Source organism: Curtobacterium uvaldense (genome assembly GCF_028307415.1).
GTDB lineage: Bacteria > Actinomycetota > Actinomycetes > Actinomycetales > Microbacteriaceae > Curtobacterium.
In genome coordinates this window covers 25695-40291 of the sequence record NZ_JAQMHU010000018.1, presented here as the reverse complement: position 1 = coordinate 40291, position 14597 = coordinate 25695, and the positions used below count along the sequence as shown (strand labels likewise).

General features: G+C 66.4%; 11 protein-coding genes, 1 tRNA gene and 1 pseudogene. 6 read left to right on the top strand and 7 right to left on the bottom strand.

Annotated features, from left to right (window positions below):
- Positions 1 to 141 precede the first annotated feature (141 nt).
- Together PIJ49_RS11495 and PIJ49_RS11490 are read left to right on the top strand one after the other, a co-directional pair.
- The gene (locus PIJ49_RS11495; RefSeq protein ID WP_271826637.1) at positions 142 to 2331 is read left to right on the top strand and encodes a hypothetical protein; all 2190 of its coding nucleotides are present in this window, start codon (positions 142 to 144) and stop codon (positions 2329 to 2331) included.
- A 674-nt stretch (positions 2332 to 3005) separates the two neighbouring features.
- Positions 3006 to 4421: a hypothetical protein gene (locus PIJ49_RS11490; RefSeq protein WP_271826636.1), complete on the top strand. Its 1416-nt coding sequence runs from the start codon at positions 3006 to 3008 to the stop codon at positions 4419 to 4421.
- A gap of 701 nt (positions 4422 to 5122) precedes the next feature.
- Here PIJ49_RS11490 and PIJ49_RS11485 read toward each other — a convergent pair.
- From PIJ49_RS11485 to PIJ49_RS11475, 3 genes and pseudogenes are all read right to left on the bottom strand, one after another.
- Positions 5123 to 6192: pseudogene (locus PIJ49_RS11485) on the bottom strand (IS110 family RNA-guided transposase).
- Between the two features lie 172 nt (positions 6193 to 6364).
- Positions 6365 to 6712: a hypothetical protein gene (locus PIJ49_RS11480; protein WP_271826635.1), complete on the bottom strand. Its 348-nt coding sequence runs from the start codon at positions 6710 to 6712 to the stop codon at positions 6365 to 6367.
- 1197 nt (positions 6713 to 7909) lie between these two features.
- A tRNA-Ser gene (locus PIJ49_RS11475) sits at positions 7910 to 7999 on the bottom strand.
- 140 nt (positions 8000 to 8139) lie between these two features.
- On the opposite strand from PIJ49_RS11475, the gene PIJ49_RS11470 reads away from it, so the two are divergent.
- Positions 8140 to 9195: an SGNH/GDSL hydrolase family protein gene (locus PIJ49_RS11470; protein ID WP_271826634.1), complete on the top strand. Its 1056-nt coding sequence runs from the start codon at positions 8140 to 8142 to the stop codon at positions 9193 to 9195.
- A 9-nt stretch (positions 9196 to 9204) separates the two neighbouring features.
- Positions 9205 to 10566 (top strand): DNA repair protein RadA, encoded by a 1362-nt coding sequence (radA, locus tag PIJ49_RS11465; protein WP_251154308.1) that lies wholly within the window; start codon positions 9205 to 9207, stop codon positions 10564 to 10566.
- A 151-nt stretch (positions 10567 to 10717) separates the two neighbouring features.
- Here radA and PIJ49_RS11460 read toward each other — a convergent pair whose 3' ends face one another.
- Positions 10718 to 11101, bottom strand: coding sequence for an SseB family protein (locus PIJ49_RS11460; protein ID WP_251154309.1), 384 nt, complete (start codon positions 11099 to 11101; stop codon positions 10718 to 10720).
- Between the two features lie 343 nt (positions 11102 to 11444).
- Between PIJ49_RS11460 and cspE the strand changes: the two genes are divergently transcribed.
- Complete coding sequence (gene cspE, locus PIJ49_RS11455) at positions 11445 to 11651, top strand: transcription antiterminator/RNA stability regulator CspE (protein ID WP_022904520.1); 207 nt, start codon at positions 11445 to 11447, stop codon at positions 11649 to 11651.
- A 333-nt stretch (positions 11652 to 11984) separates the two neighbouring features.
- Here cspE and PIJ49_RS11450 read toward each other — a convergent pair whose 3' ends face one another.
- A complete protein-coding gene (locus tag PIJ49_RS11450) occupies positions 11985 to 12134 on the bottom strand; it encodes a hypothetical protein (protein ID WP_271826633.1) in 150 nt (49 codons plus the stop codon).
- Positions 12135 to 12292: 158 nt separating this feature from the next.
- Here PIJ49_RS11450 and PIJ49_RS11445 point away from each other — a divergent pair, with 158 nt between their 5' ends.
- On the top strand, positions 12293 to 13024 hold the full coding sequence (locus PIJ49_RS11445; protein WP_066651435.1) for a DUF3800 domain-containing protein: 732 nt from the start codon (positions 12293 to 12295) through the stop codon (positions 13022 to 13024).
- A 113-nt stretch (positions 13025 to 13137) separates the two neighbouring features.
- Here the strand turns inward: PIJ49_RS11445 and PIJ49_RS11440 are convergent, their stop codons facing one another.
- Both PIJ49_RS11440 and PIJ49_RS11435 read right to left on the bottom strand, forming a co-directional pair.
- Entirely contained in the window at positions 13138 to 13836 is a 699-nt protein-coding gene (locus PIJ49_RS11440; RefSeq protein ID WP_144411190.1) for a hypothetical protein, read from the bottom strand.
- Between the two features lie 139 nt (positions 13837 to 13975).
- Positions 13976 to 14518, bottom strand: a complete 543-nt coding sequence (locus tag PIJ49_RS11435) for an amino-acid N-acetyltransferase (protein ID WP_209684599.1) — start codon at positions 14516 to 14518, stop codon at positions 13976 to 13978.
- Positions 14519 to 14597: the final 79 nt, after the last annotated feature.

The following is a 14597-nucleotide window of genomic DNA, read 5'->3' as shown; positions in this document are numbered from 1 at the left end:
ATGGCACCTCGACTCGAGGTTCGACTCCGACGTCAAGGCTTCGCCCGTCTTCCGCAGAATCCTCCATTTCGGCGGCGGCCCTTCGGGCCTCGACACATGCTGAGCCGCGCGATGTCCGCAGCAGGTTCTACAGTCGCTTCAATGTCCTCGGAGTCGTTCCCCGTCACATGGCAGCACCTCCGAGTCGCCAGTGCTCACATGCAGACGCTGGTTGCACGATGGTCGGACGTCCTCGATGCCGAGCCTGCACGAACACATGTCTCCGTCGGTCCGGATGGGCAAGGGGAAATCGCAATCACCTTCAACTGGCGTGAAGGTGAGCAGGAAGCGCTGCACGCTGCTTTCACCACCGTGCTCGGCGAGCTGTGGTCGACGTTGGATAGTCTGGTGGTCGAGGCGTTCACTGCGATGACCCTGCAGCACCGTCCACGAGATCCAGCAGCGTCGCGGTTCTTCCCGGTCGCGGACAGCCGCGAAGGGTTCGAGGCGCTGCTCGAGCAGGGCTGTCTCGACGAAGTGCTGAAGGTGCAGTACCAGCTGGTCCGTGCATGCCAGCCCTTCTCCGCTCCCTCCGGCGACGCGACGGTCGACCGGTTCCGCGACGCTGTGGTGGAACTCCTTGGTTGGACGAACAAGGTGCGAGACGGCAGCTGCATCGGCGTGTGGGCCACGCCGGTGTCACCGGAGGTGCGGACCGACTCTCCGCGAAGCGTTCTCCGCGCGGAACCAGCGTCTGCTCGAGCGGTGGTTGGCTCCACCGTCGTTGGGTCATTCGTCGTAAAGGGGTACCGGCCGCAGACCTCCGTCGCGGCGATGGCGGGAACGGAGTTGAACCTTGGCTTTGACGGGTTCGAGCCGACTTCTGCTGAGGACACTTTCGGCGCGCGTCTCGGACGTCTCGTCAAGACTATCCGTGCGTTCGCTGCTGTCTTTTCATCGTTCACCGACGACGTCCCGGGCGCCCGACCGGTCCGTGGCGCGCACCGGTTGACGCCCACGTGGAAGGACGCCGGTGAGAGCTGGACTGCAGATTCTCTTGAAGCCCTCGACGCTTCCGCCATTGGTCTTGGTGTCGTCACCGGAGGTCAAACGCTCCGGCTCATTGTGCGTACACCCACCGGCGTGTTCGAACGTGTAGTGCCGAACGCGTCCCCCCTTCGGCCGTACGCGAAACGAGGCGAAGCCGCCGAAGTCGCGATCCGAGACGCAGCAGCAACGTGGGGGCTGCCAGATTTTGTGTTCACCGCGCCGGTGGAACGGAAAGGCTCAGGCGTGCGTGAGGTCGCCGACGGCCTTCTCATCGTCGGCGGTCGAGGCATCATCGTGCAAGCGAAAGCCCGAGAGGGCACACCGGGTGACGACGAGCGCGAACGCAGTTGGGCGCGGAAGGTCGTCTCGAAGGCGAAGAAACAAGCAGCCGGCACTCTCCGACGAGTCACCGCAGCAGCTGTCCCACTTGTGGACGGACGCGGACGACCGGTGACGGTCGACGGCAGTGCAGTTTCATGGGCCGCCGTAGTCGTTCTCGACCATCCAGCGCCGCCGTCTGGCGTCGAGTTCACCGAAGTAGGTGAGAAGCTCGGCACCGTCGTCCTCGACCGCCGGGACTGGGAGTTCCTCTTTACGCAGTTGCGGTCAACGCATGCAGTGGTCGAGTATCTGCATCGCGTCGCAACTGAGCCGTCACGGCTTGGCGACGAGCCAGAACGGTACTACGAGCTTGCCGCCGCGGATGAGCGCGCCACCCCAGGCAGCCTCGACCCCGCTCTCATCGGTCTCGGCATCGAAACGTCTGCACCGACACTGCCGTCCGCACCAGCGGGGTCAGACGGGGATGAGGCGCACGAACTAGTCCGCATCATCCTGGAGGACATCGCAACGATCCCGCTCGACGACGCCAAGCAGGACGACAGGCGACGCGTTCTCGCCTCGCTGGACAGCCTACCGGTCGCTCACCGCACTGACCTCGGCGCTTTCCTTCTAGACGCGTTCGAAAAGCTAAGCAATGTGCAGGAAGGGAAGACGCGGTGGGCGTTCCGCACGTTCCTCAGCGCGGCCGACCGCGACCAGCTTTCCTTCGGCGTCGCTTCGGAGTTCGGCGAGCAGACCAGGGATTCGTTCCACTACTGGTTGCGCCTCCGACATCATGAGCGGGTCGGGCGGATTGGCGACACTTCTGACCTGATCACTATCGGTGTGCTCCTGACGCCTCGACCGGACGAGTATCGACGGTGGGACACAACGATGGCCGCCATCGGCGGCGACTCCGGACTGACGGAAGAAGACGTCGCTCGCCTCGAGGAACTCTGGCCGACGCCCCTGCCGCAATGACGTGGGTGCACCCGGCAGAGGGCGAAACCACGCACCAGCCCTGCGTCCTGATCGCCCGCGAGCGCTACCCTGGGCCGCGGCGCTACACCGCGACGATCTGCCACATCCGGTAGTCGCGCGGACCCTCGTGAGATGACCTGCAATGCTTGTTCGCCGGATGGCTTGGGACCGAGTATCAGATATCGAAAAGCGTTTGATTCACGTTTCTCAAAAGTACCATGTGGCGATGGATGAATGTCTTATCGGTGATGTTGCCCACTCTTCCGCCCCGCGGCGTTCGGATGGACGGACGTCCGCGAGCGGCGGAGGACGCGGGGCCTATTAGTGATTCGTCGATGCGCCTGAGTCGAGCGACGCGTTCCGCATTCCTGCCACCCTCGCCGTACCTTGCAGCATTGACAGTGACTCCTAAGAGCCGGCAGGCGTCAGTGGGTGCCGCTGTGAGCCCGTGAGATTGAAGAGTGTGCGCCTAGCGATTTGAGGTCGCCGGCGTACCCGAATCCGATGCCACCAGGAACCGCGAGTGTTTCCTTCGAGGCTCTCGAGACCCTAACGGGGCGCATTCGACACTGCGGCTCGCAGTTTCCGCCTTGTTCTTCCGTTTCTCCGCTACTGTGCTCACCGGGCACACCCGGCCGCCGGTCGTAGTGCTAGCCCTAGCGAGCGGGGGAGAATTGGCCGAGATGGATGCTGTTCACGGTGACGTCCCTCCGCTTTGGGTCGCACGCAGTGAACAGGAGCGGGCAACTCAGTTGCTGATCATGGGGGTTGCGCTAGCAACACGGGCAACACGGCGCGACCTCGACGATGACCCTCGGGAAGAACGTCTTAAAGGCATACTCGATGAAGGTGATCCACTGGTGTCTGCCACACCACTGCCCGGCCCTTTGACAGAAGAGGCAAGCACTCGGAGCCTTGATTGGCTCCGCCGAGCGGCTCTTGGCCGTCCCTTACGGCGCGCTGGCGGCACGGGACCAGCCAGGAAAACTTCTGTCGAACTGAACGAAGGCGATGAGCTACCCTTCATTGCTCAGCTCGCGGACCGCCGAACAATCGACCACGATGACGCTGAGCGCCTCCTACTGAACATCGACAAGCGGTCATCCGCACGAGCGGCGATCGCTTTGCTTACCGAATCGCTACGGGACCCAGCAGAAGAAGTACGTGCAGTCGCTGCGGCGATTCTTCAGATGCTGGGCCGCACGCAAGACGCTGTAGTGCTGCAGACGCTAGCGGAAACAGTGGATTCGGCGAATGACAGCGTACTGAATCTTCTTCAGTACGTCGGCGACACAATGACGGACAGCCGGGGGCTTGATGCAAGCCAGGATGGGACGAACAAAGCCGCTTTAACGCAACCTACAGCTGCTATGCCCGATACGACCGATGACACTGGTGGGCCCGACGACGAGCGAACCGAAGCAGTCGGCGCCCGTGAAAGCGATGATGAAGAACTTGATAAGCAAGAAGACGGTGATAGAACCACGAGCATCATGGTGCACGGCACATTCGCTCGACTGACTACCGACACTAGACGATGGTACGACCCCCATTCCGACTTCTCCGGCCATGTCCGGGGTGGCGCGTCAGACAACTTGTTCGCTGGGCGAGACTACGTTCGTTGGTCTGGCCACCTGACGGACCAAGCGCGGTCCGACGGAACACACAAGCTTCTTCGCTGGTGCGAAAGGCGCTCCATCGAGCAACTGGATACTGTCTATGCACATAGCCATGGCGGCAACGTGGTTCTCGACGCCATCGAGGCCGGCCTCAAAGCTAAGCTACTGGTTCTTCTCCACGTTCCCGTCATCGATCGAACCGAGCAATCCTGGGCGACAATAGAACAAAACGTTGGGCGCATCCTTGACCTCCGTACCGCGCGTGATTGGGTCGTCACAGCCGACCGCCTGTGGCGAGCGCACAATAAGGCGACACCGAGTAGAAACTATATGCCGGATAGGCCCTGGATCGAAAACCCGAGGGGGCCCGTTTTCGCCCTCGAAGTAAGTCATGTTCGTTATGTTCAACTCGACACGTGGGAATCGCTGCGTCTGTGCGAGGATGTTCGCGACGCCTGGGACGCTGTCTGACGGGCCAACAGAGCACTCGCCCTACCCAGGCCGCGTCAGTGCGAAGACGAGAAGCGCGTGCGCCGCTGTGGTTGACGATGACGGTCCGTTCGCGGCGGGTCTGCGGCGATCAGCTGACGCGTTCACGTCGAGTAGACCGTCGGTCCGCGTCGCTTCATGTCGTCGCGCGGCGTACGCAGCCAAATCTGCTCCGGGAAGCGACCGCTCTACACGAGCCTGAGGTGCATCCACTTACCTGCGCCCCTCGAGTCGTCCCGGAATCGTCTTTAGCGCATCCGAACCGGGAGCTGCTTGCGCGCTACTGGCGATGATGCGAGAAGAAGCAGACGGCGGCAGCGGCACCTTCGGCCACTCCCGACCCTTCTATGCCTCAGGTCAAGCGTCTGTGCCGCGGATTAGCACTGAGAGCGAGCTCCGCGATGCCCTGCAATGTTCAGGATTGGAGGAGGTCCAACAGCCCCGTGACCGCTGTGATGAGGCCGATGGCACCAAGGGCGGCTCCTAGCATCCGCACCCACCCCGTTCCCCACCGCGCGAGCGGACTCCAAGTCAGGCCGGCTCGCTCGGCTGAGCGAACCCACTTAGCGACGAGTCGAGGGAAGCACACAACGAAGGCTCCCCAGAGCAGGACGAGCGTGCCGAAGATCAGCGGAACCACGGCACTCAAGCTACTGCCGCCCACTTCACTGAGTAGAGCGGGTCTAGCCGGTGGTCAGGGCAACGGTGAGGTGTCGGTAGATCTGTCGGGCGATGTACCGCTTGAGCATGCGCTTGATCTCTTTTCCGGTCTTCCCTTCGGCGAGACGACGCTGCTTATAGGCGCGGGTGTCGGGATCGTAGGAGAGCCGGACACGAGCGACGGTCTCGAGCGCCGAGTTCAACCGTCGGTCGCCATGCAGGTTCAGCCGGTGCCTGCTGGTGTTGCCACTCGAGGCGGGGATCGGGGCCGCGCCCGCGAGGGACGCGAACGCGGCATCACTGCGGACTCGGCCGACATGCGAGTACGCGGTAAGGAACACAGCCGCTGAGACAGGGCCAACGCCGGCGATGTGCAGCACCGACGGCGCGAGAGCCGACACGTACTGCCGGAGCGCGTCGTGGTTGGCTGCGAGCTTGCCAGTCAGGTCGATGACGTCACGAGCGAGGCGGACCGCTTCGGCGCGAGCGATGAGCATGTCGATGTCGTCGCTGGGATGGTGCCGCCATGCTGCAATCGAGGCGATCTGCATGTCCGTCAGCGGGTGCCGAACGTCGATGCCGAGAGGTTGATCGTGCGCAGTAGCGCCGTGACCGCGTTGCGGCTCGCCGTCCGTTGACTGTCCATCGACCGCCGCGCAGCCAGCAGCACGCGCAGCGCCGACCGGATCCTGCCGCTCCTGGGCCAGGAGAGCATTGCTATGTCGGTGCGCAGCACAGCTCGGGCTGCGGCCTCAGCATCGATGGGATCGGACTTCCCGCGAGCTCCGCGGCCGGCTCGTCGTGGTGGCCATGCTTCGACCACGGGGATCTCGGCCTGATGCAGCGCTTCGGTCAGGCATGCCCCGTAGGAGCTGATTCCTTCGACGGCTGCAAGCCGTCCTGCGGATGCTCGACGGTCGAGCCATGCCAATGCGCGAGCGAGACCGGGAGGGCTCGTCGGGAACGTCGCGGTGTCGACGATGCCGCCAGTGCGGGTGTCAAGGATGACGTAGGTGTGTGTTCTGGCGTGCGTGTCGACGCCGATGACATGCGTGTACTCGTCGAGGTGCGGAAGCGACTCGGAGCACTCGATCCCGACAACTGAGGTCAAGGCGCCCGGCGCCCCACCCAGATCACGGCCGCGTGAGAGCTCTATACCCCCGCAAGAGGAGGCGCCCCCGAAACGGGGGTGCGGCCCGAACCTAGACCGGGCCTCCGACGCCACCGGCGCTTGCGAGGGCGCGTGCCCCTCGTGCTCCCCCCGGCTACCCGAAGAGCGAGGCTTGGACCACGCGCAGCACCAGCAGACCCGCGATCGCAGCAAGGTACACGGCTACGAGGTTCAGCCCTTGGAGTACGAATTGCCACCACTTCCGGTCATCGGCGAGGTACAACGATGCCGTCGCCGTCGCCGCGGCGATCAGGCCAGCAGCGCCGACCAGGTAGAGCGCGAGCCCCGAAACCACGCCGTTGAGCTCATCGCCGGGTTCCGACGACACCGGCGGCGGGTTCAGCGCTTGAAGCCCCACAGTGATCACGACGCTCAAGAACAACGCGACGAACGGGGTCAGGACTCGGTACCGCAAGGCGACTCGGTCCGCTTGATTGGGCATGGGTTCCTTCCAGGGCTGACACCGAGGGAACCACTCCGCTCCCCCAGCGGGCGTCACAGCTCGATGAGGGAAGCCATGACGCGATCGCGCGGCCACACGCCCCCGCGTGCGCCTCGGCGCCGCCCTATCGGCCGGCCGCGCTCCGTCCGACCGAGGCACATGAACGCTGTCGGACAATCGGCGGCGGTCGTTAGGCAAAAGTCGGCAGCTGCGGCCGCGATACCGCGGCGAGCATCAGGTCGACGCAGGTGAGCGGAGCTCGCGCCACCGACGACAGAGGTCAATGGATAGAGCCGGTACAGCTGGCCGGCTCAAGAACTGGTCTTCGACCTGTCCGGCCTCGCGATCATGCCAACGCTCCACGCTCCACGCAACGCAGGCGCTGTTGCGCCGCCTGTCGGCGAACAATCTCGAACGCGGCCGCAAGCTCCCTCATATCGCTCGAGATTCTTCGCCGCCGACCGGTCCCACGCTCATGCACTCCGAGCTCCGCGCCGGCCTTTCTCTTCATGCCCGGAAGGTCAAAACAACGTTGGTCACCCGTCAAGGAGAGAACACATGACGGACACCTACGAACGTCAGATCGTTGCACTCAAGGACGCCCAGTGGGACGTCCCGATCCCCGTCCGCGACTGGTGCCCAGAGCCCGCGCCCATCGGCCTCACCTCAGGCTGTCGCTAAGCGAGGGAACCCTGAGTCCCACGCCAAACGTGGAGCGCCGCAGACACACGGCCGCGACCTCTCGGCGCCCAGCCACGCTCGGAGCCAAGTGATCTCGCACCTCTCCTCCTAGAGGTTCGTTCATTTTCGCCCAGTAGCGGTTGTATGCGAGACAGCTGTACGAGGCTGACCATCACTGTGGAGCTCTGAGGTATACCCCAGCGCCACAGTCGCGGCTGGCCCTGCGCCTGTGGCTCTAGGGCCCCCTCAGGCCTTCGCCACACATCTGTGCGCTGATCTAGAGCTTCAGCGGCGCAAAACGGTGGCGAGGCCCAGCGGGGACCGACGTGAAGGCCTGCGCTTCGTAGCGCACACTCGAGGAACAGGCGAGTGGGCCTGGCATACCGGATCCGACGCGCCGTGGCTTACCCCGCTGCCAAAGAGGAGGCCGCCACGGCGCGGAGTCGTGCACACAGGAGAGTGCACCATAGACGCTCCTCAAAGGAAGAAAACCCCCGCGTGAACGGGGGTTTTCTGTGGCGGTACCGGTGGGATTTGAACCCACGGTGGAGTTGCCCCCACACATGTTTTCGAGACATGATCCTTCGGCCGCTCGGACACGGTACCGGGAAAGAGTTTACACGACTCCGGCGGTGCTCACGACCACCACGGGCCACTCCCCTGCACAGCCGGCGCTGTCCCGCCGTCCATCCACGGGCCGGCCTCAGCAGAGCCCGCGGCGAGCGAGCCCGCGTACGGTCTCCGGCATGAAGACCCGCACCCTCGTCGCCCTGCTCACCTCCGTCATCGGCGGGCTCGCCGTCGTGGGTGGTGGCGCGTTCGGCGCCCGCGCGGGGATCCGGGGGCAGCGAGCCGCGTCCCAGCGCGTGGTCGACATGCTCCCCGTGCACGCCGACTGGTGGCGGGAGCGCCTGCAGCACGAGGGCCAGCTGACGTACCTCGCGATCGGTGACTCTGCGGCGCAGGGCGTCGGCGCGACCGCTCCGGGGCGCGGGTACGTCGGCCTCCTGGCACGCCGCATCCGGCACCGATCGCGCATGTCGGTGCGGGTGGTGAACCTCAGCGTCTCGGGCGCGACGACGTGGGGTGCGAAGCACGACCAGCTCCCGAAACTGCGGCAGTACTCGCCGGACGTCTGCACGGTGTCGATCGGGGCGAACGACATCGCGGACTTCCACCCGGACAAGTTCGAACGGAACATCCGCGCGATCTACAGCGCTGTGCCGTCGCACGCGATCGTCGCCGAGCTCCCGTGCATGTTCGTGCCCGACCGCGAGCGCAAGGTCGCCGTGGCGAACGAGATCGTGCACCGTGTCGCCGCCGAACTCGGGTTGACCGTGGCGCCGCTCCACGTCATCACGAAGCGCGTCGGGCTCCGTCGGACGTTCTTCAACAGCTACGGCGACCTGTTCCACCCGAACGACCGCGGGTACGAGATCTGGGCGAGCGCCTTCGAGCCTGCGGTCGATGCCCGTGTGGACACCGTCGCCGCGATCCGGCACTACCTGTCCGCACGCGAGGCCGAGGACCTCGGTCGCGAGGCCGGCGCCGTCGCGAGCGCCCGGGCCGAGCAGGACGTCGAGTACGCGTCGGAGCTCGACCACGGCGACCGACCCGGTCGTGTGGAGCGGCTGCGGCAGCGGATGACGGGCGGCATCCCCCTGCCCGAGCAGCCAGGCGGCCACGACCGGACGCTCGCGCACGACGAGGACGACGAGCGCGGCGCCGACGACGAGCACGGCGAGGACACCGATCACGGCCGGCACGCTCCGCGGCACCGCGGTGTCGGCGGGGCGCTCTAGCCTCGAGCCATGGCGCGCACCCAGTCCCTCTACCGCTGCACCGAGTGCGGGTGGACCAGCATCAAGTGGGTCGGCCGCTGCGGTGAGTGCCAGGCGTGGGGCACGGTCGAGGACACGACGGCGGCCGCGGCGAGCTCGCGCGGGACCGCTGCCGTCTCCGTCGCTGGAGCGCGCGTGGCCCGACCGATCACCGAGGCCCGAGGGACCGGGGTCCAGCGGTGGACGTCCGGCATCGGTGAGTTCGACCGCGTCCTCGGTGGCGGCATCGTCCCCGGGGCGGCCGTGCTGCTCTCCGGCGAGCCGGGTGTGGGCAAGTCGACGCTCCTGCTCGAGGTCGCCTCCCGTGCGGCAGCAACCGGCAAGCGGGTCCTCTACGTCAGCGCCGAGGAGTCGGTGGACCAGGTCCGACTCCGCGCCGAGCGCACGAACGCCATGCACGACCAGCTCTACCTGGCGAGCGAGGTCGACCTCGGCGTCATCCTCGGGCAGATCGACCAGGTGCAGCCCGACCTGGTGATCGCCGACTCCGTGCAGACGATCTCGTCGAGCACGGTGGACGGCATCGCCGGCGGCACCTCCCAGGTGCGCGAGGTCGCCTCGACCCTGATCCGGGTGGCGAAGGAGCGGTCGCTGCCCGTCCTCATCGTCGGCCACGTCACGAAGGACGGCACGATCGCGGGGCCGCGACTGCTCGAACACCTGGTCGACGTGGTCTGCCACTTCGAGGGCGACCGACAGACCGCGCTCCGGTTCGTCCGGGCCCTCAAGAACCGCTTCGGCCCGACGGACGAGGTCGGCTGCTTCGACATGGCCGGCGACGGCATCCACGAGGTCCCGGACCCGAGCGGGCTCTTCATGTCGCGGAACGGCACCCCGGTGTCGGGCACGTGCGTGACCGTGGCACTCGAAGGACGCCGTGCGCTCCCGGTCGAGGTGCAGGCGCTCGTCGTGCCGAGCTCCGCACCGCAGCCGCGCCGGGTCGTGAACGGTGTCGACGCGTCACGCGTGGCGATGCTGCTCGCCGTGCTCGAACGACGCGCCGGCCTCAAGCTGTCCGATGCAGACGTCTACGTCTCGACGGTCGGCGGGATGAAGCTCACCGAGCCGGGCGCCGACCTGGCGATCGCGCTGGCCCTGGCGAGCGCTGCGCGGGACCGTCCGTACCCGCACACACTGGCGGCGGTGGGCGAGATCAGTCTGGCCGGCGAGATCCGTCCGGCGACGGGCGCGAAGCAGCGGGCGAACGAGGCCTCGCGGCTCGGGTTCACGACCGTGCTCGGCGCGGACGCCGAGCACCTGCGCGAGGCGCTGCGCGTCGCGTTCTCGCTGACGCAGTCGGTCCGTGAACGCGAGCTCGACCGCGCATTCTGACCGGAACCGGCACCGACGGCCCTGACCGGACCGGACCGGACCAGCTCTGACCGAACCGGACCAGGCCGGACCGGACCGATCGCCCGTGGCGAGCCGCAGGACGGGCGCGCGTCGCGCCTCCACAGCGAACCGACGCCGCCCAGGCCCGCGCCTACGCGCGGAGCGCCGCCAGCAGGTCCGACGGTGCCGCCTGCATCGTGTGGGGCCCGGCGATGTCGAAGAAGACGCCCTCGAGCGAGTCGAGGTGCGCCGCCAGGAACTCGTCGAGCCGCGGGCCGTCGTAGACCATGACCTGGCGGACCTTCTCGTCCGGCACCATCGCGGTGTACGCATCGGCGGACGAGAAGAGCAGCAGGATGCGCTTGTCCGAGCCCTCGCGGCCGAAGACGCGGACCTGCATGTCCTTCTTGCCGGTGACGAGCCGGGGGACGATCACGATGTCGTTCCGCAGGGCGAACGCGACCGCGGCGACGTCCTGCTTCGCGAGGGCCTCCTCGAGCTGCTCGCTCCGGAAGCGCTGTTCCTTGTCTGCCATCACCCCTAGTCCACCAGATCTGCACGCCGACGGCGAACAGGAACGGCTGCGAGGCGGAGATCCTGCACAGAAGTGGGCGCTGCCTCTTCCATTGCGGCCACAGCACGGTAGGTTGGTCTCAACCGCTTCGGCGGGAGTCCATCGTTCTTCCGGTGCTCTGCACCTTCGAGCGCCATCGGTCACTGATCTTCCCAGGTCGCCTGGCCCCGAACCCGTCCCACCGGCCCATGCCCGCGGGACGCACTGATCTGACGACAACCGTCGGTGGATCGGCGGCAGCAAGAGCCGTCTCGCAAGACAGGCAACGAACGTGGCCTGGCAAGAAAGTTAAGGAAACGCCATCATGGCAACTGGCACCGTCAAGTGGTTCAACAACGAAAAGGGCTTCGGCTTCATCGCTCCGGACGACGGCAGCGCCGACGTCTTCGCGCACTTCTCCGCGATCGCTGGCAACGGCTACAAGTCGCTCGAGGAGAACCAGAAGGTCGAATTCGAGATCACCGAGGGCCGCAAGGGCCCGCAGGCCGAGAACATCTCGGTCATCGGCTGACCTCAGCTGCTCGGAACGGGCTCGTCGTCTTCGGACGGCGGGCCCGTTCGCATGTCCGGGTGGCATCGCCTCCGGACAGGGCCCCCTCCGGGCAGCCTCGCCGCCAGGAAGCATCGTCTCCGGGCAGCGCCGCTTCCGGACAAATCGCTAGACGCCCTAGCAATGTGACGTAGCGTGGTGGCATGACTTCCACGCACCACGGACCGGAAGACAGCGCGCAGCCGTTCGACATGCAGACGTTCCTCGACGACTTCATGACCGGACTCGAACCGGGATCGGTCGAGGAGCAGCTCTAGGAGGAGGTCCGGGAGCAGCCCCTCGGCAGCAGCGCCGCTACTCGCTCCGGACCCCGTCCGACCAGATCGTGTCGTCCGCGGGTTCGAACAGACCGCGCTTCGCGCGCTTCCGGAGCCCCTTGAGCGTCGCGATCTTCACCGGCTCGACGCCGTGATCACGCTCGTAGGCCGAGGCTGGCTCCCGCACGACTCCTTGATCCGACACTCTGTCAGCATGACGCAGCGTGGACAGCTCCCGGCACGGAGTGCGTCACTCGGATGACGTGCCGGGCGCGCCGCAGCCCCTCGAGACGCAGACCATCGGCGCACGAGCGCAAGGGACGCCTGCTGATATGCTGCCGTTTCATGGGGAGCGGCTTCGTGGTCTACGTCGACGAGAGCGGGGATCACAGTCTCACCAGCATCAACCCGGACTACCCGATGTTCGTGCTCGCCTTCTCGATCTTCCCCATCGACCTCTACGTCGACCGGATCGTACCGCTGGTGCAACGCCTGAAGTTCGACTTCTTCAACCACGACATGGTCGTGTTGCACGAACGCGAGATTCGCCAGTCGAAGCCGCCTTTCGACATCCTGCTCAACGCCGAGACGAGGGCGGCCTTCATGAGCCGCATCGATCAACTCTTCGAAGAACGGTTCGGCGTCGTGGCCACGGCGATCAGGAAGACCGAGTTCCGGGATCGCGTCGGGCTGGACACGAGCCCGTACCACGTCGCACTCGAGTACGGTCTCGAGCGGGTCTTCCTCCAGCTGCAGGCTCGGGGCGTCTCCCGCCGCGAGACAACGGTCGTGTTCGAGAGCCGCGGACGGTTGGAGGATCGAGAGCTCGAGGACGAGTTCGACCGCATCATGCGACGAACCAAGATGCGCGGCATGCCCGAAACCTTCCGCTTCTGCATCGCCCACAAACAAGCGAACAGCACCGGTCTGCAGCTGGCTGATCTCGTAGCCAGGCCGATCGGCACGCACCTTCTGCACCCGGACAGGACGAACCGGGCTTGGGAACGAATCCTGCAACGGATGCCGAAGTCTCCGGGCGGCTCCGTCGCTGGGTGGGGACTGAAGGTCTACCCCTGAGCAGCGGGACCCCGCTCCGGACAAGCGAAAACCCCCGGCAGAGCCGGGGGTCGGACGCCGATCGGGCATTCCCAATCCACTTGCGTTCAGGCTAGCACGCGCGGCGTATCAGCTCAGTTCAGCACGAACTGCGCCGACTCCTTCGACTCCAGGTCCCCCACCGACACCTGCAGGTGGTAGCTCGCCCCGCCACCGGGCACCGACGGCCGAGCACCGTCGCACGTGGTCGTCGACGAGCGCGTGCGGTCCCAGGCGATCGCCGGCGTGGTGAGTTCCTGCCCCGCCTTGATCGTGACGTCCTGGTTCGTCCCGCCCGTCTGGCAGTCCTTCGACGACCAGTACTGCTCCTGCCCGGAGCTGATCGTCAGGACCTGCTGCGCCGAGCCGAGGTCCATGTGGCACGAGTCCGAGCCGGTGTTCGTGATCGACATCGCGATCTGCGGGTCCTCGGTCGGCCCGTAGGTGCCCTTGTCGACGACCGGCGTGAGCTCGATCTGGTCCTCGGAGCACGTCGTGGCGTCACCGGAGGCCGAAGCGGGTGCCGTGGCGGACGCCGACGGGGCTGACGAGGAGCCGTCACCAGCGGGAGCGGACGCCGCCCCGGACGCGGCCACGGAGCCGTCGGACGCGGCTCCACCGCCAGCCGACGGCGAGGCCCCCGGCGCCGACGCGGACGAGGCCCCACTCCCCCGCCCGACCACGATCAGCACGACCACCACGACGACGAGCAGCAGCACGCCGGCGACGAGCGCGCGACGACGCCAGTAGACACCGGACGACTCGGGTCCGACAGGGTGACGGAACGACGACATGCGCACAGGGTAGGGCGAACGGGTCTCTCCGCAGCGACGCGACGCCGATGCGTCACCGAACGCGTCAGCAATCCACAGGCAGCGGATCGCCGATCAGTGGCCCCCGACCAACCGAAGGATCCCGGTCAGCGGATCCCGGTCAGAGGATCTTCAACATGCGGGTGTTGCCGAGCGTGTTCGGCTTCACCCGGGCGAGGTCGAGGAACTCCGCGACCCCCTCGTCCGACGAGCGCACGAGCTCGGCGTACACGTCCGGCGACACGACCTGCTCGCCGATCTCCAGGTACCCGTGCTTCGCGAAGAACTCGACCTCGAACGTCAGGCAGAAGATGCGGGCGACGCCGAGCTCCCGGGCGTCGTGCTCGAGCGCCTCGAGCATCCGGTGGCCGACCCGCTTGTGGATCCAGTCGGCGTCGAGCGCGAGCGTGCGGACCTCGGCGATGTCGTCCCAGAACACGGCGAGGGCACCGCAGCCGATCGGCGTGCCGTCCGGCCCCTCGGCGATCCGGAACTGCTGGATCGAGCCGTAGAGCGCGACGTTCTCCTTGCCGAGCAGGATGCGCCGGTCGACGTACGGAGCGATGAGCCGCTGGATGTGCGGCACGTCCGAGGCCAGGGCCGGGCGCACCCGGATGCCGTGCTCGTCCCGTTCGTCGAACGCGTGCTTCCCGTTGCCACTCATCCCGTCGAGCATACGGCGCAGCAGGGGGACACTGCCCTGGGGACCCTCCAGCCGGACCGGCATAGCGTCGGTCACGAAC

Bases quoted from the DNA above. Each gene is read 5' to 3' on its own strand.
- PIJ49_RS11495 (WP_271826637.1), top strand. From the start codon at position 142: ATGTCCTCGGAGTCGTTCCCCGTCACATGGCAGCACCTCCGAGTCGCC.
- PIJ49_RS11480 (WP_271826635.1), bottom strand. From the start codon at position 6,712: ATGCCCAATCAAGCGGACCGAGTCGCCTTGCGGTACCGAGTCCTGACC.
- PIJ49_RS11470 (WP_271826634.1), top strand. From the start codon at position 8,140: ATGAAGACCCGCACCCTCGTCGCCCTGCTCACCTCCGTCATCGGCGGG.
- radA (WP_251154308.1), top strand. From the start codon at position 9,205: ATGGCGCGCACCCAGTCCCTCTACCGCTGCACCGAGTGCGGGTGGACC.
- PIJ49_RS11460 (WP_251154309.1), bottom strand. From the start codon at position 11,101: ATGGCAGACAAGGAACAGCGCTTCCGGAGCGAGCAGCTCGAGGAGGCC.
- cspE (WP_022904520.1), top strand. From the start codon at position 11,445: ATGGCAACTGGCACCGTCAAGTGGTTCAACAACGAAAAGGGCTTCGGC.
- PIJ49_RS11445 (WP_066651435.1), top strand. From the start codon at position 12,293: ATGGGGAGCGGCTTCGTGGTCTACGTCGACGAGAGCGGGGATCACAGT.
- PIJ49_RS11440 (WP_144411190.1), bottom strand. From the start codon at position 13,836: ATGTCGTCGTTCCGTCACCCTGTCGGACCCGAGTCGTCCGGTGTCTAC.
- PIJ49_RS11435 (WP_209684599.1), bottom strand. From the start codon at position 14,518: ATGAGTGGCAACGGGAAGCACGCGTTCGACGAACGGGACGAGCACGGC.